Source organism: Streptomyces sp. NPDC004629, assembly GCF_042873595.1.
GTDB lineage: Bacteria > Actinomycetota > Actinomycetes > Streptomycetales > Streptomycetaceae > Streptomyces.
This window is the reverse complement of sequence record NZ_JBIALO010000012.1, coordinates 174,394-195,427: the sequence shown is the minus strand read 5'-3', so window position 1 is coordinate 195,427 and position 21,034 is coordinate 174,394. Positions and strand designations below refer to the sequence as shown.

The window sequence follows — 21,034 nt, the reverse complement described above, 5'->3', positions numbered from 1 at the left end:
TGCCTCGCTGGGCAATCTACGCGAAGGACAGCGGATGGTGTGCGTCAGTCCAGTCCGTGAGCAGCCCTCCGTGACCAGCCGAGCACTCTGGGTGCCTCCCGGATCCGACGCGGTGCGGCGGCCCGTACGGCAGGGAAGCCGTGGGCCGGCCGCACGGCGCGGCGGACGGACTAGATGCCGGCGACGCCCTTGATCCAGTCGAGGCTGGTGGGAACGGTCGCCGACCACATCGGGCCGACACACACGTTGTCGCTCACCCGGTAGGTACTGCCGGAGATCACACCAACCTGGTACCGCAGGCCGTCGACGAGCTTGAACTGCGGTCCGCCGGAGTCTCCGGAGCAGGCGATGCCGTTGCCCTTCGCGCTCTGGATGCCGCGGCCCTCGCCAAGGAGGTCCACGCTGTCGATGTTCGTGACGTTGATCGTCGCTCGCTTGAGGCTCTTCGAGGGCGCACCGCCTATCTTGCTCTGTGAGCCCCAGCCGAAGATGTAGTTCGTGCTGCCCTCCACCGGGCTGGCGCTCGCCAGGCGCACGTGCTCGGCGTTCGCGTCACGGGTCAGATGAAGCAGGGCGATGTCGTGCTTGGTGCGCCACTTGATGTCATCCACCTGGATGACGCCGCCGCCCTCGTTGTATTTCTTGCTCTTGACCCGAACCTGGATCTTGGAGGCGTCCTGCCCGACGCTCGTGGTGGAGAAGCAGTGCTTCGCCGTGAGAATCCAGCGTTCCGCGATGATCGAGCCGGTGCAGAGGAGATTGCCTCGACCGGTCCCGGGATCGGCGTTGTCCCACAGGATGGCGGCTATGCCGTCCGCCGATGCCGCGGTTTCTCCGTTCACCACCGTCGGAGACTCGGACACCCCCTCGCCGGTGGTGCCGGTAGGCCCGGTCACAGCGAGGCCGTCATCTGCCATCGCCGTCGGCGCACTCACCCCGACAAGACTTGCGCCGATGATCGCGGTCGTGGTCACGAAGGTACGAAGTCTCAAGGTTCATCCTTCTCTTGACGGAAAGTGGGGTCGTGAAGGGAGGATGCGGATCCGTTCCCGAACGGCCCCTTCAGCCATGAACATGCTTGACCGGGTCGCTGAAACCCCACTGAACGTCCGTTGAAAGGGAGGCAGTTCATTACTGCAGCGACAGCCACTACGGAGTGCGGGATGACGCGAAAACGCCGAAGAGTTTGCACCGGTCTTCAGTAGCGCCTCCCCGTCAGCCGAGTGCTGCAAGCCGCACCCTTCCATCACCGACAGCTGGTACTTCACGCTGCGGAATGCCAGCCGGCCCTGCGTGGGGGATGCCGACCACTCCGCGCCTGGACGTCCGCGTAGCGCCAATTCCGCCAACAAGAACCCAGCCTTGATCTTTCGTAACGACCCGTCAGTCCTTTCGGCGGGCCGTTTCGGTTGTTCGGGTCGGTGGTGGGCTCGCCGGTGGCCCGGCTGTCGCCTGGGGCAGGCGCCGGGTTCCACGGACCCGGCGGGGGTGGTGCTGCTCGTGGGGACGGGAACGTGCTGGTCAACCGGGGGTCGGAAGAGCTTCGAGCCGTGCCAGGGCGTCCGTGTTTACGTCGGTCCAGGGCCAGTGGCGTGCGAACCGCAGGTGCCGGCGGCGGGCGATGGTGACGATCTGGGCGGCGGCAAGGCGGAGCCGGGGGCGGCCGGGGCTCCCACCTGATTTCGCCTGTCAGGGTGAGCATGGGCATCCGGGCCAGGAAATCGAGGGCGATCTGGACGATCTCCAACCAGGTCTGGTTCTGGGCAATGTCTTTCGTGCAGAGGCGGTTGCGCAGGCCGGTGGCGCAGGCGGCGCGAATACGGTCCTCGGCTTTCGCGCGCCGGCGGTGCCGCAGTTCGAGTGCGGCGATCGGGACTCCGGTGGTGTTGGTGGCGAACGCGGTGAGCCGCAGACCGTCGGCGTCGGTGAAGCACAACTGGGCGGCCGGGACAAGGTCGTTCCTTGCGGACGATCAGGCACATTCCCTTCGGCCGGCCCATCAGGCAGTCGCCGGACAACTCGGCGACCTGGGCACCGTCGCGGATCTCGCCGGCCGGCTCGACGGCCACCGTCCATGCGGGGGGTCGAGACCTTGAGGACGGTCTGGTGGACGGCGTCGGTGATAGGCATACCGACCGAGTGCGGCAGCCACCGGCCTCGCTGGGTGAGCCGGGCGACGAACTCGCGGGTGCCGCCGCCGGAGTCGGTACGGATCAGCGTCCGACGGCCTCGCCGGTAGTTCTTCGGCAGCTGTGCCAGGCGAGTTGAGCCGTGGTGATGTGATCAACGGCGGTATTGCTGCCTGTGTCCCGGCCTGAGCAGGCCGGCCACCGGCTCACGGCTGCCACCTCTTCCGTGGTCGACGAACCCCATCAAAGGACGGTGTCCGAAGGTCTTCTTCCGGATCGCGGTGGCGTCCTGCTTCTGGGAGCGGGCCGGCACGAGCACCCCGCACAGGTCTACGATCACCTGCCCCGCGGTACCCGGAGCCGCGGTCTTGGCCACGTTCCAGACACGCTCGCGGGCTTCGGCCCGCGCGGCCCGTATCGCGGACAGGGCCTTCGGCCCAGCGGCGAGGGCGTCGACCAAGGGGAACCGTCGAGTCGGAGACCGACCGAACACGGCCGGCTCAGCCCGCAGCATCCCGACATCCGCGAGGCAGTCCCCACCCACGGACGTCGCCACGGCATCAGTGCCCTCGATATCGCCTGGTTCAGCCTTGCGGGCGATCTCGACCAGTAGCAGCGCTAGAAGCTCAGACACCTGGCGGGGCCGTCAACGCCCACTCGGGTGGATACACCCCAGCTCCCCGTGTCGCCTGATCGTAGTCATTGGGCCTGGCCCCGACGCGACCAAAGACCCTCGTGCGGGTCTGTGGTCGTGCCCGACGACGATCGTCGCTCGCCGTACCGGCCACGCGCACCGACGCACGCGAGGCTCCGCCGTGGTTCGAGTCCCTTCGAGACGCACCACCCGCAGGTCTGCAGTCCGTAGCGGGAATCCGTCCACACCGCCCTCACTGGTTCTGCACATGCCATACGATGCGCCGGTGATCATACTTAGACCCGCGTTAAGGCGGCGTTCCCTGACAAGCGCACTGCTGTTCATCATGGCGTTGATGATGACGGTGGTCTCGGCGCCCACCGCGGCGGCCGAGACCAGTGACTGTGCGGAATCGACTTCCGGCCGTTACGAGACCTGTTTCATCTACGGCGGCGGAGTACAGGATCTCCTGCTGATCTCGAAGATCAAGGGCAAGATCGACGCGACCGCCGATGCGTCTGCGGCCGGCGAGACGGGTAACTACATTCGCATCGCCCTCTACAACTGGTTCGCCACCGGCGGCGGCACGGACATCGCGAACTCGCTCGTGCGCGCCCAAGCGAGCGGCGTGAGCGTCCGCGTCGTGGTGGGCCCGTCGGACCCAGGGATCTTGACGCAACTTGAAAACGCCGGAATCGACGTCAAGTACTGCGCCAATTCGTGCATGGACCCCGACCACGGATCGATGCACAACAAGTTCTTCCTGGTCAAAAAGGGCAACACCAAGCTGGTGCTCCAGAGTTCGAGCAACCTGGGTGCATTCCAGGCCCAGCACGCACAGAACCTGCTGATCAGCCGGGACGATGATGCGTTGTTCTCGGCCTACGTCAACTACTGGCGCCGCCTGTATGCCGGCAACTGGACCTACGACGGGGACACATGGAACACCAACGCCAAGAGGACGATCGACGGAACCAATGATTTCTCGAAGGCCTACTTCTACCCTCAGCCCGACAGCAGCCGGGTCGCCGATGTCCTGGGCAACGTTTCCGCCTGCGAGCCGGGCAATGACCGCATCTGGATGGAGGCCAGCGAATTCGACGACAGCGCCTACTCGCGGGGAATCGCAACCCAGTTGAACCGCCTTCGCGACATCGGATGCGATGTCAAGGTCGTCGTACAGAAGCAGGTCGGATACAACACATTGATGGGTTACGGAGTCAAGGAATCCGACATACACTGCGACGGCTGGAGCCACAACAAACTGCTCCTGATCGACGCGAAGTACGCCAGTGAATGGCGCAAGGCGGTGTTCGTTGGCTCCTACAACATCACCGAGAACTCGGCCTACCGCGCCAACGATGCGATGCTGCGCATCATCGACGGGTCGGTCACCAATCGATACATAGATCAATTCCGAGCACTCTGGACGAATCCACGCACATGCGACGCCCCTGGCGAGGGATAGCCTGCCCGTAACGGCGCTATAAAGAACTGTTCCATCCGGTGAATCGCACCGTCAACTCCGGTCTCGCACTTGCACACGAGGCCGGAGTCGTGCCAGGTCTTCATATCCGCGCCAGTACCGGGCACCGGACGGGGCCGCCACAGCGAACCATGCCCGCGCCCGCACTGACCTCCAGCCCTACCTCGGCCAGGCCAGGGAGGTTCTCTGATCACCACCTTCGGCAACACGCTGCAAGTGCCGCCTCCCTGATCTATGCAGGGCGACCATGAGGAGACTTGCAGAGCGCTCACGGAGGGGGTAATCAGCAACGAGGGGGGTCAATTCTACGATCGCCTCACGAAGACGTCCGACTTCAAGAATGACCGCGGCATGTTCCTCCAGGACGGACAGGCGCTCCTCCTCCAGGCATGTGCCGACCCTGGATGTCAACCAGTGACCGGCCACTCCCGTGAGCGGAGGACCGTGCCACAACTCAAGCGCCTCGTGCAGAATCTCACCGGCATGCACCGCGTCTGCATTCTGCGCCGTTACGACGAGGCGACGGAAACGGTAGAGGTCGACCTTTTCCTTGTCCACCTGCAGGGAATATCCTTGCGGACTGGTTTCTATTTCAGAATCAGGAAATTTTGCCAGCAGGCGTCTGATCTTGGATATGTATCCCTGTATGGCGTTGCGCGCAGACTCGGTCGGATTATCGCCCCATATCGCTCGTATCAGTCTCTCGATAGTGATGACTCGATTAGCGTCAAGAAGCAGCGCGGACAGCGTGCTGCGCTGTTGCGGAGTCGTAGGGCATCCCCAGCAATGCCGAAATTTTACCTTAACAACATCTCACAGCATCCTGGCGTCTCCTGTTTCGTAGCCGTTTCGGCCACCGCGAGCGCATCACCGGTTCCGGTTCACCTTTGAAGCTGTAGAGCAAAATCAGCCAACTGGCGAAACCCTGCCTCAGTCATTGTCCTGCTGCCGCTACCGGTAGTTCGTTAAATCCGGCGCGATGACGGCGCGGCGGCAGGTAGGTAGGGAGAGGGAGCCAACCGCAGCACGGAGGTCCCCGGATAGCCGTCTGGCCTCTTCGTCAGCCTGGCCAACGGCCGAGAGAGTGCACACGTGGGCCGACAGTCACTGGGCGGGTATCGGCGAAGCGGACAACGGCCTCGTCACGGTGACTTCGATGTGGACCGTCGACGGCGTGAACTATCTCCGTGCACACCCGACGCCGTGGACACGCCCAGCACTTACCGCCCCACGGATGCAACCCGGGCCGTCCAAGCTGAACCACCGCCGACCGCCGCTCCAAGCCCCACCGAACCCCGCCACGGCACGACACCGTAAGCAGCCTCCCCAACGCCAATGGGTGCCTATGTAACCGGAGTTGGCCCCTGGAACCGGAGGGCCGGCGAACGGCTCCGCACCGGCCCTCCAGGCCCACCCGGGACCGACCCCCTCAGGCCGCTGCCGTGCCGAAGCCGCCGACGGGCGGGCGGCGGACCTGACCGAGGGCGCGGCCCGAAACCCTCAGAAACGGCCCCGCCCAGCCCCCAGCCTCATCGACCCCCGTCACACACGACCCCATGAGCGGCCCCCTCGAAGCCAACAGGCGCCCTACGGGCGGGAGTTGACTCCCGGGGCCCGGAGGGCTTGCGTACGCGCCCACACCGGCCCTCCAGGCCCACCCGGGGGGCGGTCGCGTCAGGCTGCCACGCCGAAGCCGCCCGGGCGGAGGGTGCGGCGGATTTTGCGGAGGGCTCGGCGGAAGAAGGAGTTGGCGCTCGCCTCGCGGTAGCCCTCGAAGGCGCGGGCCTCGCGGGCCTCGGCGAGGTAGAGGCTGTCGGGGATGCCGGCCGCACGGGAGCGGAAGTGCGGGTAGACGAGGTAGACGCGGGTGCCCCGCCGCTCCAGCACGGCGGCGGCCTGCCGCTTCGCCCGGACGAACTCCACGACGTCCACCAGGAGGTCCGGGCTGCCGGTCGCCACCAGATGCAGGCGCAGGCGCTCGTGCACCTTGAGCCGCCGGGCGACCCCGGGCGTCCAGTGGGCGTCCATCAGCGGCTTGGCCAACGCGAACTTGTCCCGCCTGACCTCCTCGCTGTCCTTCAGATACCTGGGGCCGAACTGCGGCAGGAGCGTCACCAGGAAGGGCCGGACCATCAGGACATCACGCCGGTCGCCGGCCGGGACCATCTCGGCGATCAGGTTCATCAGGGCGCGGGCGGAGTCGAAGCGGAGCGCGTAGCCGCCGGTCTTCGTGACGTGCTTGCCGTCCTCGCGGCCCACCAGGTAGTAGCAGGTGTAGTCGGCGAGCACGGAGACGCCGTCGGCCCGCAGATACGCCTCCATGGTGAACAGCGCGTCCTCGCCGGTCCACAGGGACTCGTCGAAGCGCATCCCGTGCCGGTCCAGCAGCGCCCGGCGGAACAGCTTCTGCGCGCTCAGCGTGAACTTGATGTTGGAGGAGAAGACGTCGGTACGGCCGAGCGTCTTGCCCCACATCGACTTGGGCGGGGTGCGGTTGATGCCCTCGACCCGGCCGAGGACCACATCGGTGCCGTTCTCGTCGGCCATGGCGACCATGCGCTCCAGGGCCTCGGGCCCGAGCCGGTCGTCGGCGTCGAGGAAGAACACGTAGCGTCCGCCCGCCTTGCCGAGGCCGACGTTGCGCGGGCCGCTGGGGCCGCCGGAGTTCTCCTGCCGGATCACGGTGACCGGCATGGGAGCGCGGGCCGCGAACTCCTCCAGGTACTCCCCCGTCCCGTCGGTGGAGCCGTCATCGACCGCGATGACCTCGATGCGCCCCGGGTCGATGGTCTGTGCCTCGACGGACTTCAGGCACTCGACCAGGTACGGCATCGCTTCGTACGCCCCGATGATCACGCTCACATCAGGCTGCGTCACGACGGTCACGTTTCCCCCTAGTCAATGGAATATTTCCCCCGTATCACCTCAATCGCAACCTGTTAGACGAGGAGCGGGGCGTGCTGGTTGCCTTGCGGTACACAATGAGTGGCGCACGTCACACAGCGAACGGACGGGCAGGGGCGGTAATGGGTGACACCGGACAGTACGCGCGGCCGGTAAGAATTGCTCAGGAGTGACGAGAACCGACGGTAAGAAGACGCGGTGAGGAATCCGAAAACGATCCGAAGAGAAAACCGAAGCGAAAACCGAGCCAAAAGGGCCCGGTCTTCCGGAGATCACTCTCCGGAAGACCGGGCCGTGGCTTCGGCGGGGCGTCAGCCCGCCGTCACACCGTCCGTCTCGCCCGCGGACGACAGCCGCTGCCCGGGCAGCAGTTCCGCCAGCGCGCCCGCCTCCGCACCGCCGGCCGCGGCCCGGTTCGCCTGGCCGAGGTTGCGGGTCTCGGCCTTGCGGGCGAGGCCGGCCACCGCGGCGTTGAACTGGTCGATGGACGCCGGCTCGTCCGGGCCGAGCAGATACCGCTTCAGCTCCGCACGGTCGTCGGCCAGCGGGTCGGCCGCCGGGTCGCGTACGGCGGCCAGCAGACCGCCCAGCTCCTGGGCGCCGTTGGACAGGATCACCGCGGCGCGCACGGCCGTGTTCTGCCGTTTGAACTCCTCCACGCCCAGCTCGGCGGAGTCCGTGACCGCGTAGGGCTTGCCGCTCGCGATGAAGTCGGAGACCACGCTGGATATGTCGGAGACCATCGCGTCGGAGACGTTGAAGCAGTCGTACAGACGCGGCTCGGCGCCCGCGATGACCCGGTGCTCGTGCGCCGGGAAGGAGCGCCAGTAGGCGGCGTTCCACTCGGTGCGCAGCCGGGCGATCTCCTCGTGCCTGGTGACGTCGACGACGCCGTCCCGGGACGCCTCGGCCTCGTCGCCCTTCTCACCGCCGGCGCCGGACAGCTCGGCGAGCCGGGCCTCGATGCGGGCCAGCTCGGCCCCGGCCTGTGCCTGCGCGGCCGGGTCGGCGGGGAACCGGGGGTCGGTGGCGCGCTGTGCGGCGGCCTTCTCGACCAGGGCGGTGATCCGCTCGTGGGCGGCCTTGGCCCGGGCGCTGCGGGTGCCGGTGAAGGGGTGCGGCTTGTAGAGGACGCGGACGGGCGGGTCGGCCTGGACCAGCCGGCGCACGATGTTCTCGCCGGCGAGCAGGATCGAGGTGTTGCCCGGGTTGTCGTCCCAGCCCTCCCAGGTGGGCGCGTACAGCACGGTCGGCATCCGGTCCTCGGGCACGCCCTGCCAGGTGCGGATGGGCGCCAGCTGCGGGCGTCCGACCTCGACGATGTCCTCGTCACGGACGCCCACGTCGGCGATGGCATACCGGTCGCGGCCCGCGCGGCCCGCGGTCCACACCTCGTCGTAGACCTTGCTGAACGGGTTGACGCTGGCCAGCTTGTCGCTGTCGCCGTGGCCGATGAAGACGTGCTTCATGGTCGGTACGCGCAGCAGGTGGATGTTCTTGCCGACGTTCGCCACGTACAGCGCGACCCGCACCGTGGACAGGTCCATGTTCATCAGATGCACACCGCCGGGCACGCAGACGACGGGGACCGTGGTCGGGGCGAGGTTCTGCAGGATGACCCGCTCGCGCAGGATGACCAGCGGCCGGGTGTCCAGTTGCTCCATGGTCTCCAGCCACATGTTGACCTGGTACGTGGAGTCCTTGGAGCCGGAGAAGTAGAGCACCGTCTCCGGCTTGTACACGGCCAGCCAGCCGTCGACGGCCGCCAGTACCTGCTCGGCGTTCGGCGGGATCTTGCGGCCGCGTACGTAGGGCATGAGCGCGAGGACGTACAGCAGGGCGAGCAGCACCGTCAGACCGATGCCCGCGTAGCCGTAGCCGGACCTGTCCAGCGCGGCGCCGACCAGGATGCCGGCGACCGCGAACAGGTCGAGGTGGAGCATCTTCTCGGCGGAGCGGTGCAGCAGGCCCTGCGGCGGGGCGTCCGGGATGCGGATCCGGGACTTCAGGTCGACGTTGCGGGTGGCGACCGGCATGCGGCGGCGGTTGCGGATCAGGGTGACCAGCGCGCCGTGCGGGGCCTGCAGGGCGAAGAAGGCGATGAAGCAGGCGATCGCGCCGTAGTAGATCAGGTTGTCCGCGAGGGACATCCGGGCCAGCAGCAGGACCAGGAGCAGCTGCCGGATCAGGAAGCGGATCGACAGCCCTGCGCGTACCTTGCCGAGGCGGTTGATCAGGTAGCTGCCCTTGCGGTGCAGATAGTGGTCCGCGAGGTAGGTCACTGCGGCCGCGGCCGCGAAGGCGTACACACTCGGGACGAGCGCGGCCACCATGAGGCAGGGGAAGCCCAGCATCATGAGGGCCGCCGCGGCCAGCTCGGCCGCGCTTCCCACCCGGGCGACGCGAATGGCGGTGGATATCACGGAGAACCTTTTTGCTGACAAAACGGCCGGAATGAGACCTTACGGACGGTCTGCGAGTTTTAAGGATTCAGGCCCCTGTGAATGCTCCGCTAACGCGCAGCCACAGGGGCCTGAATGACAGATGCTTATTTCCTGTCGATTATGCCACGCCGTCCTGGCGGTCAAGGACGCTGGCAAGTGCCTGCTCGAATCCGGACGCCCTGCTGGCGCCGGCTGTCGGATCCTGCTGACGGACATCGATGACATGACCGGTCAGTTCGGACAGCAGCACGTCGAGCGAGGTGCGGGCCACGGCCTCGGAGGAGAGCAGGGTGCCCGCGGGCTCCTGGCCGAAGGCCTTGGTGCGCATCGGGGTGGCGGTGCGCTCCGGGTTGACGCAGTTGACGCGGATGCCGTCGCCGGCCCACTCGTCGGACAACGCCTGGGTGAGGTTCACCATGGCGGCCTTGGTGGAGGAGTACAGGCTGTACTCGGCCCGGCCGCGGGTGTAGCTGCTGGAGGTGTACAGCAGCAACTGCCCCTTGGTCTCGGCCAGGTACTTGTACGCGGAGCGCGCGATCTGCACCGGCGCCAGGTAGTTGACCTTCAGCGCCTCCTCGATGGTGGCGTTGTCGGTCTCGGCGAGCTTGCCGATGCGCAGCACTCCAGCGGTGTTGACGACGTAGTCGATCCGCCCGGTCTCCGCGTACGCCCTGGACAGCGCGTCGTCGACCTCCTCGGGGTTCTCCACGTGGGTGCCGGTGGTGGAGCGGCCGAGGGCGTAGACCTGAGCGCCGTAGGCCCCGGCGAGTTCGGCGATGTCCTTGCCGATGCCGTAGGAACCGCCGAAGATCACGACGGTCCGGCCGGCGAGCAGTTCCCGGTAGGCTTCCTCGCCCTTCTGCTCGGGCGCGGCGGTGGAGCCGAGCTGGAAGAGCTTGTCGGCGATGAACACGTCGACCGGCTGGGTCACCTTCATGTTGTACTCGTCACCCGCCACGACATGGATCGGCACGTCGGGCAGGTACTTGAGCACGACCGAGCAGTCGTCGGTGGCCTGGAAGTTGGGGTCACCGGCGGCGACCTCGTAGGCGCGGCGGATCGTGGACAGCTTGAAGGCCTGCGGGGTCTGGCCGCGGCGCAGCCGGGAGCGGTCCGGGATCTCGGTGATGAACTCGCCGTCCTGGCCGTGGGTGCGCGTGACGATGATGGTGTCCGCGGACGGGATGGCGACGTCGACGGCCTGGTAGCGCTCCAGGGCGGTGACACAGTCGTCGATGACGCGCCGGGACAGCAGGGGGCGTACGGCGTCATGGAAGAGGACGTTGAGGTCCTCGCCCGGGGCCAGATCCGCACCGAGGGCGGCGATGGCCCGCTCGGTGGTCTCGTTGCGGGTGGAGCCGCCCTCGATGATCTCCTTGACCTTGGTGAACCCGGCCCTGGCGACGATCTTCTCCACGTCCGGCACATAGCCCGGCGCCATCAGCACGATGACGTCGTCGATCGAGTCGGTGTTCTCGAAGGTGGTCAGGGTGTGCTCGATGACTGCCTTGCCGGCGATCTTCAGCAGCTGCTTGGGGATCGACAGACCCACCCGCTGGCCGGTGCCACCGGCCAGGATCACTGCGGTGGTACGGGGCTTGGCTATGTGCTGGGACACAGGTGACCTACCTTGGGGCGTCAGGGAACCCGGAAATGGTCCCACTTCGAGTAACCGCAGTGCAAGGTGAGCGCCCTTCGTTGCATATGTGCGCGCAACCTGTCATTCACCTTCCGGGCCTGGGGATAGGCGATGCCCTGCGGAAGAGGCCCGGGGAATTGCTGTGAGTAACTCCACAGGGCATGTCCTTGCAGAACGTGACGCCTCATCGGCTCAGCGGCGCCGCAGCCGCTTGAGACAGCGGTGGCCGAGCACCCGCACCGGCTCTTCCACGACGCCTGGTGCACGTGCGCACCTTGGCCTGCGCGGTCTGCCGCTCCCGGCGGCGGCCTCGACCGCCCACCGGGGCGTGACGATCTTCACGTTCTGCGGCATGGGACTGCACGTGTTCTTCATATGCATGACCGCGCCGTTACGAACCAGCCAGGAATACCGCGCATCCGGCAGTTCATTACCACGGAATTCCACATCAAGATTCCGCAGCATTTCGGTCTCGGCACGGGTGAGTGAACGATTCGCGGTGTCCGGGACCGGCCGGAGGAGATTGCCGTCTCGCGTACAGTCCGTCTCCATGGTCACCGGGTCCCTGCGCGCTCCCGCGAACGCGCCGACACTTCAGGTGCACGCCCGGCACGTCCGACTCCACCCGCCGAAGTCCAGTCGGCGGTGCATCCGGATGTGCGGGCCGTTCGGGACCGCGCTCGCGCGCACCGGCATGTGCTCGTAGTACGCCTGGTAGGCCGCGGTCAGCCGGGCCACGAACGCGTCGTGCGGCTGCTTGTCGGGGTCCTGCGGAACCTGTCCTGCGAAGTCGTTGTCGACCTCGTGGTCGTCGAAGGTGACCACCCAGGGCGCGTGCGCGTGCATCGCGGCCAGGTCCGGGTCGGTGTGGTACTGGGCGTAGCGGTTGCGGTACTCGGCCAGTGTGTACGGCTCCCCCGTGCCCTCGTGGCGGCGCACCGCCGTCGCCGACGGCGCCGACTCGTAGATGTAGTCGCCGACGAAGAGCACGACGTCGGGGTCCTGGGCAAGCATGTCGGCGTACGGGGTGAAGTAGCCGTGCTGCCAGTTCTGGCAGGAGGCGAGCGCCATGCGCAGCGAGCCGCCCGCGCGGTGCGGGGCGGGCGCGGTGCGGGTGCGGCCGGTGGGCGAGAGCCGGCCGCCGGCCCGGAAGCGGTACCAGTAGGCGCGCTCGGGGCGCAGCCCCCGCACATCCACGTGGACGCTGTGTCCGTACTCGGGCCGGGCCTGGGCCACGCCCCGGCGTACGGTCCGCCGGAACCGCTCGTCCTCGGCGATCTCCCACTGCACCGGGACGACGGCGTCGGGCATCCCGCCGCCGTTCAGCGGGTCGGGGGCGAGCCGGGTCCACAGCACGATGCCGTCGGGCGGGGGTCCCCCCACGCCGTCAAGGCAGTGGGGGAGGGTCGCCGGAGGCGACGCCGAGGCCGAACACCCCGTCGGGCAGCGCTGTCTCGGCCGCCCAGTCCGTGGTGGGCAGCCACAGCGGGGCAACGGCGGCGGCGCCGAGCGCGGCGGCGCCGGCGGTCAGCAGACGACGGCGGTCGGGCGATACTGCTCCGGTCATGCGCAGACTCCCTTGTCACAGTGGCCTCTTGGGCATGGACACTCGGAAGCTGCCACGGCCGGACGACTTGCGCCCTGAACGCAGGCATGCGCGTGCATGACAAAAAGAAGGACGGTAAAAGACCCGTCGCGGCCCTCCGGCCACGCGAACGTGGCCGTGCCGCAACAAGTCTGACGTCAGATCAGCGGTTCGGCTCGGCGGCTGTAACCGCCCGACCCGGGAACCGCGTGGCTCACTCGAAGGGATCGAAGGAGTCGAACTCCTGGGTGGCCTCGTCGCGTTCGGCCTGCCGCTCGCGTCGCCGCTGGACGGCGGGCCGCTGCTCCTCGAACCGGTGGTCCTCGCCGCGCCGGCCCAGCATCTCCGCGCCCGCCATCACCGACGGCTCCCAGTCGAAGACGACCGCGTTCTCCTCGGGGCCGATCGCGACGCCGTCTCCGGAGCGGGCGCCCGCCTTCATCAACTCCTCCTCGACACCGAGGCGGTTGAGCCGGTCGGCGAGGTAGCCGACGGCCTCGTCGTTGGTGAAGTCGGTCTGCCGCACCCAGCGTTCCGGCTTCTCGCCGCGCACCCGGAACAGGCCGTCGTCCTCGCGCGTCACCGCGAAGCCCGCGTCGTCGACCGCCTTCGGCCGGATGACGATCCGCGTCGCCTCCTCCTTCGGCTTCGCGGCCCGTGCCGTGGCCACCAGCTCACCGAGCCCGTATGACAGTTCCTTCAGTCCGATGTGCGCCACCGCGGACACCTCGAAGACGCGGTAGCCGCGCGCCTCCAGGTCCGGTCGCACCATCTCGGCCAGGTCCTTGCCGTCCGGCACGTCGACCTTGTTGAGGACGACGATCCGGGGGCGGTCGCCGAGCCCGCCGTACTGCTTCAGCTCCTCCTCGATGACGTCGAGGTCGGAGAGCGGGTCGCGGTCGGACTCCAGGGTCGCCGTGTCCAGCACGTGCACCAGCACGCTGCACCGCTCCACGTGCCGCAGGAACTCCAGGCCGAGCCCCTTGCCCTGGCTGGCGCCGGGGATCAGCCCCGGCACGTCGGCGACGGTGTACACGGTGGCGCCCGCGGTCACCACGCCCAGGTTCGGCACCAGGGTGGTGAAGGGGTAGTCCGCGATCTTCGGCTTGGCCGCGCTCAGCACCGAGATCAGCGAGGACTTGCCCGCGCTCGGATAGCCGACGAGGGCCACGTCGGCGACCGTCTTCAGCTCCAGCACGATGTCCTGGAGGTCACCCGGCTCACCGAGCAGCGCGAACCCGGGCGCCTTGCGCCGGGCGGAGGCCAGCGCCGCGTTGCCGAGCCCGCCCCGGCCGCCCTGCGCGGCGACGTACGACGTGCCGTGCCCGACCAGGTCGGCGAGCACCCGGCCCGCCCCGTCCAGCACGACGGTGCCGTCCGGTACCGGCAGAATCAGGTCCTGGCCGTCCTTGCCGGAGCGGTTGCCGCCCTCGCCGGGCTTGCCGTTGGTGGCCTTGCGGTGCGGGGAGTGGTGGTAGTCGAGCAGCGTGGTGACCGACTGGTCGACGGTCAGGAGCACATCGCCGCCGCGCCCGCCGTTGCCGCCGTCCGGGCCGCCCAGCGGCTTGAACTTCTCACGGTGTACGGAGGCACAGCCGTGACCTCCGTTACCCGCGGCGACATGCAGTTCGACGCGGTCCACGAAGGTGGTCATGGTGGGTGCCTCCTGGGGATGCCCCGGCCGACGGCAGGGGATACGAATGTCGTGCTGGGTAACACGCGAAAGGCGGACCCGCCTTCCCGCCCGGGAAGTGAGGTCCGCCTCGCGAAACGTACGGTCGGGCGCCTGGGTCAGGCGACCGGAACGATGTTCACGACCTTGCGGCCACGGTGGGTACCGAACTCCACCGCACCGGCCTCAAGCGCGAACAGCGTGTCGTCGCCGCCACGGCCGACGCCCGCGCCCGGGTGGAAGTGGGTGCCGCGCTGGCGGACGAGGATCTCGCCCGCGTTCACGACCTGACCGCCGAAGCGCTTCACGCCGAGCCGCTGGGCGTTGGAGTCGCGACCGTTCCGAGTGGACGATGCGCCCTTCTTGTGTGCCATGTCTCCTCAGTCCTTACTTCGCAGCCGCGGGGATCGCGGTGACCTTGATCGCCGTGTACTGCTGGCGGTGGCCCTGGCGACGGCGGTAGCCGGTCTTGTTCTTGTAGCGCAGAATGTCGATCTTCTGGCCCTTGTGGTGGTCCACGACCTCGGCCTGGACCTTGATGCCGGCCAGCACCCACGGGTCGCTGGTCACAGCGTCGCCGTCGACAACGAGCAGGGTCGAGAGCTCGACCGTGTCGCCAACCTGGGCGGTGGAAATCTTGTCAACCTCGACGATGTCACCGACAGCAACCTTGTGCTGGCGGCCACCGCTACGCACGATGGCGTACACGCGGATCTCTCTTTCGCTCGGAAACGGCACCCCCGCAGGCCAGCCGACCGGAACAGCACGGACGACCTCTCCCGGCCAACCGTGTGCCCGGAAGGAAGAGGTTTACGGGGATGTGGCGTGCCTCTGTGGACGGACACGCCGACGGTCAAGGTTACGGGGAGCTGACCGGGAGGGTCAAACCGGGCCCCGTCCGGCCGGGGTGCGGCCGGTCACAGGGACCGGCCGCACCCCGCGTCGGGCGCACTCCGCGTCGCGCGCGGTCAGCTCTCGTCGGCGGCGGCCGAGACCGCGGTCTTCTTCGCCGTCGACTTGGCGGCGGCCGTCTTGGCGGTCTTCGCCGCCTTCTTGGCCGTCGTCTTCTTCGCGGCCGTCTTCTTGGCCGCGGTCTTCTTGGTGGCGGCCTTCTTCGCCGTGGCCTTCTTGGCGGTCTTGCGGGCCGCCTTCTTGGCCGGAGCCGCTTCCTCGACCGACTCAGCCGACTCGACCGACTCAGCCGACTCGACCGGCTCAGCCGACTCGGCGGCGGCCGGGGCCTCCGCGTGCGGCTCGCCCTCGGTCGTGGCCGCTTCCTCCGCCGCGGTCCCCGGGACCACCACCACGGCGGTCTCCTCGGCCGCGGTCGGCGCGGTGGCCTTGCGGACGGCGCGGCGCCGCGGACGGGCCGGAGCGGCTGCCTCCGCGGGCTCCTCCGCGGCCGGTGCCGCGGGCTCGGACGCCGGCTCCCCGGCCGCGGGCGCGGCCTCGGTGACCGTCACCACGGCCGCCTCGGCGCCCGCGGGGGAACCGGCCGGTGCCGACACCTTCCGGGTCGCGCGACGACGCGTACGGCCGGTCGGCGCCGGCTCCTCGGCGGCGGGCGGCGCGGCGACGGCCGGGTCCTCGACCGCCACCGGCTCGGCCTGCGCCTCGGCGGCCGGCACCGGCTGCACCGGCTCCGCCTCGGCCGCGGGAGCCGTCGCCTCCGGCCGTACGGACTCGCCCCTGGGCGTGCCCGCCGGAGCCGAGGCCCGGCGGCTCGCCCGGCGTCGGCTGCGCCCGCGGCCGGACGCCGCGGCCTCCGCCTCGGCGACGCTGCTGTACAGCTCCTCGTCGGGCGCGAAGTCGGGCGCGGGGAGCGCGACCGGCACGGCGGCCTCCGCCGCGGCCTCGGCCTCGCTCTCCGCCTCCTGCTCGGCGGTCACGGTCGCCTCGACGACCGCGGCCTCGGCCTCGTGCACCTGTCCGTCGCCGCCGCGCCCGCGCTTCTTGCGCTTGCCGCCGCCGCCCAGGGACGCCGGCTGCTCCATGTGCACGATGACGCCGCGGCCGTTGCAGTGCACGCAGGTCTCCGAGAAGGACTCCAGCAGGCCCTGGCCGACCCGCTTGCGGGTCATCTGCACCAGGCCCAGCGAGGTCACCTCCGCGACCTGGTGCTTCGTGCGGTCCCGGCCCAGGCACTCCAGCAGGCGCCGCAGCACCAGGTCCCGGTTGGACTCCAGCACCATGTCGATGAAGTCGATGACGATGATGCCGCCGAGGTCGCGCAGCCGCAGCTGGCGCACGATCTCCTCCGCCGCCTCCAGGTTGTTCCTGGTGACGGTCTCCTCCAGGTTGCCGCCCTGACCGGTGAACTTGCCGGTGTTGACGTCGATGACGACCATCGCCTCGGTCCGGTCGATGACCAGCGAACCGCCGCTGGGCAGCCAGACCTTGCGGTCCAGCGCCTTGGCCAGCTGCTCGTCGATCCGGTACGTGGCGAAGACATCGACCTCGCTGGTCCACCTCTGCAGCCGGTCGGCGAGGTCCGGCGCGACGTGCGCGACGTAGCCGTGGACGGTCTCCCAGGCGTCGTCACCGCTGACGATGACCTTGGAGAAGTCCTCGTTGAAGATGTCGCGCACCACCCGGACGGTCATGTCCGGCTCGCCGTACAGCAGCGAAGGCGCACTGGAACTGCCGCTCTTCGCCTTCTTCCGGATGTCCTCCCACTGCGCCTGAAGCCGCTCGACGTCCCGGCGCAGCTCCTCCTCGCTCGCGCCCTCGGCGGCGGTGCGCACGATGACGCCCGCGTCCTCGGGGACGATCTTCTTGAGGATGGTCTTCAGCCGCGCCCGCTCCGTGTCGGGCAGCTTGCGGCTGATGCCGGTCATGGAGCCCTCGGGCACGTACACGAGGTAACGGCCGGGCAGCGAGACCTGGCTGGTCAGACGCGCGCCCTTGTGCCCGATGGGGTCCTTCGTGACCTGGACGAGCACGGACTGGCCGGACTTCAGCGCGGACTCGATGCGGCGCGGGCCGTTCGCGAGTCCGAGCGCCTCGAAGTTGACCTCGCCGGCGTAGAGCACGGCGTTGCGGCCCTTGCCGATGTCGATGAAGGCGGCCTCCATCGACGGCAGCACGTTCTGCACCTTGCCGAGGTAGACGTTGCCGACGTACGAGGTCGACTGCTCCTTGTTGACGTAGTGCTCGACGAGCACGCCGTCCTCCAGGACGCCGATCTGCGTGCGGTCGCCGTTCTGCCGGACGACCATCACGCGCTCGACGGCCTCGCGACGGGCCAGGAACTCGGCCTCGGTGATGATCGGGACGCGGCGACGGCCCTGCTCGCGGCCCTCGCGGCGGCGCTGCTTCTTGGCTTCGAGCCGGGTGGAGCCCTTGATGGACTGCACCTCGTCGGACGGCTCGGAGGGCTTGCGGGGCTCACGGACCTTGACGACCGTGCGCTCCGGGTCGCCCTCGCCGGGCTCCGTGTCGACGGAGGTGTCACCGGCACGGCGGCGCCGCCGACGACGGCGCCGGCTGCTGGAGCTTGAGCCGCCGCTCTCCTCGGCGCGGACGTCCTCGGCGTCCTCTTCCTCCTGCTCGGCCGTGTCCTCGGCGTCCTGCGCGGCCTGGTCGGCGGCGAGGTCGTCGGACTCGGCGTCCACGCCCTCGCCGGCCTCGCCGTCACCGGAGTCACCGCGACGCCGGCGCCGGCCGCCGCGGCGGCGGCGACGGCGCGAGCCGGTCTCCTCCGCCTCGTCGCCGTCGGCGTCCTCGGCCGAATCCTCCGGCTCCTCCGGCTCCTCGGCGCTGTCCTCGGCGTGCGTCTCGACGGCCTGGGCCTCGTCGCCGTAGCCGGTGCCCCGGCGGCGACGGCGGCGCCGCGTGCCGGTCTCGGCCTGCTCCGCGACGGTTTCCTCGGTTTCCTCGGGCTCCTCGGTTTCCTCGGGCTCCTCCGGCTCAGCGGCCTCCGCGGCGGCTTCGGCGGCGGCCCGCTCCGGGGTCTGGAACTTCGGCTCGGTGAACACGGGCGCCTGGAACACGGCGACGGCGGGCCGCGCGGGCCGACGCGGCGCTTCGGCCCCGGCGTCCGCTGCGGGCTCCTGGTCCTGCTCCTGGGCGGACGGCTGTGCGGGCTGCCGGGCGGGCTCGGAGAACCCGGAGGCGGCCTGCCGCACGACACGACGACGGGTACGACGCGGAGCGTGCTCCTCGGCGGACTCGGTGGCCTTGGTCTCGACCGCGACGGACCGCGCGGCCTCGGCGCCACTGCCGGCGGCACGGGTCTCGGCGAAGGCGCCGGTCTCGACGGCAGGACCGCCCTCGGCGGCGGGTCCGGTCTCGGCGGCGGGCGCACCGGCGGGCGCGGACACCCGGCGGGCGGCCCGACGGCGGACGCGCCGCGCGCCGGTCTCCTCGGCGCCGGCAGGCACCTCGACGGCGACGGGGGTCTCGGCGGTGACCGGGACCTCGGCGGGTTCCACGACGGGCGCACCGACCTCGGCGCTCTCCACGGCCTCGGCCACCTCGGCGGCCGGGGCACCGGCGGGCGCGGACGCCCGGCGCGCGGCCCGGCGACGCGGGCGGGCGGCAGGCGCGGCCTCCTCACCGGCGGCCGACACCTCGGCGGCGGGCACTTCCGCGGGCGCACCGGACTCGGCGGACGCGGCACTCTCCACGGCCTCGGCCGCCTCGGCGGCCGGGGCACCGGCCGGCGCGGACACGCGGCGCGTGGCCCGACGACGCGTACGGGTGGCGGGCGCGGGCTCGGCGCTCTCGACGCCGGTTTCGGACGCGGGCGCCACGGTGGTCTCGGCGGTCACCGGTACGACGGTCTCGGCGACGGCGTCCTCCACGGTGGCCGGCGCACCGGCCGGCGCGGACGCGCGCCGCGCGGCCCGGCGACGCGGGCGGGCGGCGGGCGCGGGCTCCTCGGCACCGACCGACGTCTCGGCGGCGGGCGCCTCGGCGGGCGCGGTCTCGGCCTGCTCCTCGGCCACCGGCCCCGCGGCCGGTACGACGGTCTCCGCGCCGGTGGGGGACCCGGCGGGCGCGGAGGCACGGCGGGCCGCACGACGACGCGTACGAACGGGTGGCGCGGGCTCCGCTGCGACGGGCTCCTCGACGCCAGGCGCTTCGGCGACCGCGGACTCACTCACCGCCGCCTCTTCAGTCCCCTCTTCAGTCCCTCGGATCTCTTCAGCCCCTTGGATCTCTTCAGCCCCTTGGATCTCTTCAGCCCCTTGGATCTCTTCAGCCCCTTCGGGCTCTTCGGTCTCTTCTGTCTTCACTGGCTCGTCGGTCACGACGGACACGCGCGCCTCGGCGCCCGCCGTCGTCTCGACGGTCACCTCGGCGACCTGGGTCTCGTCGGTCACCTCGGCGTTGGCCTCGGCCCCGACGGGCGGACCCGCCGGGCGCGAGGCGGCACGGCGACGCCTGCGCGGCGGCAGGGTGTCGCTCGGAGTGTTGGGTTCGGAACCCTCGGCGGGTTCGATCGGTTCGAGCATGCGGGCGTTTCTCCCGTCAGGCTCCCGGGCGCCGCGCCTGGTCCGGCGTCGATCCGCTCGATCGACCACCGCTGACGTCCGCGGCCCGCTCGATGCGCGATGACCGCCGTCCGGGGCGCGGGCGCCGCACGGGAGCTCTCTGTGTCCTGTCTCGCCGGTTCCGTACGCCGTGTTGCCTACGGCCTGGCGAAAGTCTTCTGGTGGTGCGCTGCCCGACCCAGGTGGCTCCCGAGTACGAGGGCGGCGCTTCGACGCCCGTCCCTACGCGGGACCTTCCGGCACCGGCGCCGTCGCGGTGGCAGTGGCGGCGGCCGGTTGCGGCTCGGTCGCTGCTGCCTCGCGGTCGGGCGCGAGCGGGTCGGTCACCGTGCCGGTCTCTTCATCGAACGGCCCCTGCGCCAGCCTGGTCACCGCTGCGGGGACCGGCGGCGCCAGGTCGGCCACGGCGCGGAGACCGGACAGGACGTCGTCGGGTCGTACGGCAGGCGTCACGTGCCGAACAACCAGCCGCAGTATCGCACAGGGCCGGCCGGTCGGCCTATCAGGCTGCGAACTGTACGTTTCCGCGCTCGCCGGGCACTCAAGACCGACGACGGCGGCGCGGGCGTCGAACGTACGCACGCCGTTCTTGGTCATGCGCTGCACCTCGACGGTGCCGGCCTCGGTGAAGGCCTTCACCGCGCGTGCCGCGTCGGCCGGGTCGACGCCGTCCAGCCGCAGCTCCCACACGGAGGCGGTCAGCCGGTCGGCGAGCCCCGCCGTGCGGGCCTCGACCGCGTCGACGACGTCGAGCCCGGCGGGCAGCGACTCGTCGAGCAGCACACGCAGCGCCTCCGGGTCGCGGGCGTCGGCGAGCGCGATCTCCAGGTACTCCGCCTCACTGCCCGTGCCGGTGGGTGCGGCATTGGCGTACGACACCTTCGGATGCGGCGTGAACCCCGCCGAGTACGCCATCGGCACCTCGGCACGGCGCAGCGCACGCTCGAAGGCGCGCTGGAAGTCACGGTGGCTGGTGAACCGGAGGCGGCCGCGCTTGGTGTAACGCAGTCGGATGCGCTGCACCGCCGGTGCGGGCGGCGGGC

12 protein-coding genes and 3 pseudogenes are annotated in these 21,034 nt (G+C 69.8%); 1 reads left to right on the top strand and 14 read right to left on the bottom strand.

Translation table 11 applies throughout. The features are described from left to right. Positions 1-170 precede the first annotated feature (170 nt). Both ACFYTE_RS20390 and ACFYTE_RS20385 read right to left on the bottom strand, forming a co-directional pair. Complete coding sequence (locus tag ACFYTE_RS20390) at positions 171-974, bottom strand: S1 family peptidase (RefSeq protein WP_388712002.1); 804 nt, start codon at positions 972-974, stop codon at positions 171-173. Positions 975-1,521: 547 nt separating this feature from the next. Next, positions 1,522-2,763 (bottom strand): annotated as a pseudogene (locus tag ACFYTE_RS20385) (transposase). A gap of 286 nt (positions 2,764-3,049) precedes the next feature. Here ACFYTE_RS20385 and ACFYTE_RS20380 point away from each other — a divergent pair. After that, the gene (locus tag ACFYTE_RS20380) at positions 3,050-4,231 is read left to right on the top strand and encodes a phospholipase D-like domain-containing protein (protein WP_388711999.1); all 1,182 of its coding nucleotides are present in this window, start codon (positions 3,050-3,052) and stop codon (positions 4,229-4,231) included. Between the two features lie 177 nt (positions 4,232-4,408). Here the strand turns inward: ACFYTE_RS20380 and ACFYTE_RS20375 are convergent, their stop codons facing one another. The 12 genes and pseudogenes from ACFYTE_RS20375 to ACFYTE_RS20320 form a co-directional block, all read right to left on the bottom strand. Continuing rightward, positions 4,409-4,807: a BTAD domain-containing putative transcriptional regulator gene (locus tag ACFYTE_RS20375; protein ID WP_388711996.1), complete on the bottom strand. Its 399-nt coding sequence runs from the start codon at positions 4,805-4,807 to the stop codon at positions 4,409-4,411. Between the two features lie 21 nt (positions 4,808-4,828). Continuing rightward, positions 4,829-5,005, bottom strand: a pseudogene (locus tag ACFYTE_RS20370) (winged helix-turn-helix domain-containing protein); the annotation flags it as partial. A gap of 918 nt (positions 5,006-5,923) precedes the next feature. Then, positions 5,924-7,081, bottom strand: a complete 1,158-nt coding sequence (locus tag ACFYTE_RS20365) for a glycosyltransferase family 2 protein (protein WP_388712281.1) — start codon at positions 7,079-7,081, stop codon at positions 5,924-5,926. Positions 7,082-7,464: 383 nt separating this feature from the next. Beyond that, positions 7,465-9,576 (bottom strand): hypothetical protein, encoded by a 2,112-nt coding sequence (locus ACFYTE_RS20360; protein WP_388711993.1) that lies wholly within the window; start codon positions 9,574-9,576, stop codon positions 7,465-7,467. Positions 9,577-9,715: 139 nt separating this feature from the next. After that, positions 9,716-11,215 (bottom strand): SDR family NAD(P)-dependent oxidoreductase, encoded by a 1,500-nt coding sequence (locus tag ACFYTE_RS20355; RefSeq protein WP_388711990.1) that lies wholly within the window; start codon positions 11,213-11,215, stop codon positions 9,716-9,718. Positions 11,216-11,428: 213 nt separating this feature from the next. Continuing rightward, positions 11,429-11,794, bottom strand: coding sequence for a hypothetical protein (locus ACFYTE_RS20350; RefSeq protein WP_388711987.1), 366 nt, complete (start codon positions 11,792-11,794; stop codon positions 11,429-11,431). Positions 11,795-11,851: 57 nt separating this feature from the next. Next, positions 11,852-12,803: pseudogene (locus ACFYTE_RS20345) on the bottom strand (alkaline phosphatase D family protein); the annotation flags it as partial. A 232-nt stretch (positions 12,804-13,035) separates the two neighbouring features. Next, positions 13,036-14,475, bottom strand: a complete 1,440-nt coding sequence (gene obgE / locus ACFYTE_RS20340; RefSeq protein WP_388711984.1) for a GTPase ObgE — start codon at positions 14,473-14,475, stop codon at positions 13,036-13,038. Between the two features lie 137 nt (positions 14,476-14,612). Then, a complete protein-coding gene (rpmA, locus tag ACFYTE_RS20335; protein WP_071384751.1) occupies positions 14,613-14,867 on the bottom strand; it encodes a 50S ribosomal protein L27 in 255 nt (84 codons plus the stop codon). A 13-nt stretch (positions 14,868-14,880) separates the two neighbouring features. Then, complete coding sequence (gene rplU / locus ACFYTE_RS20330) at positions 14,881-15,201, bottom strand: 50S ribosomal protein L21 (RefSeq protein WP_133911667.1); 321 nt, start codon at positions 15,199-15,201, stop codon at positions 14,881-14,883. A gap of 260 nt (positions 15,202-15,461) precedes the next feature. Beyond that, positions 15,462-19,952 carry an Rne/Rng family ribonuclease gene (locus tag ACFYTE_RS20325; protein WP_388711980.1) on the bottom strand — a complete coding sequence of 1,497 codons (4,491 nt, stop codon included), beginning with the start codon at positions 19,950-19,952 and terminating at the stop codon, positions 15,462-15,464. A 261-nt stretch (positions 19,953-20,213) separates the two neighbouring features. Continuing rightward, a complete protein-coding gene (locus ACFYTE_RS20320; protein ID WP_388711977.1) occupies positions 20,214-21,014 on the bottom strand; it encodes a TIGR03936 family radical SAM-associated protein in 801 nt (266 codons plus the stop codon). Between the last annotated feature and the right edge of the window lie 20 nt (positions 21,015-21,034).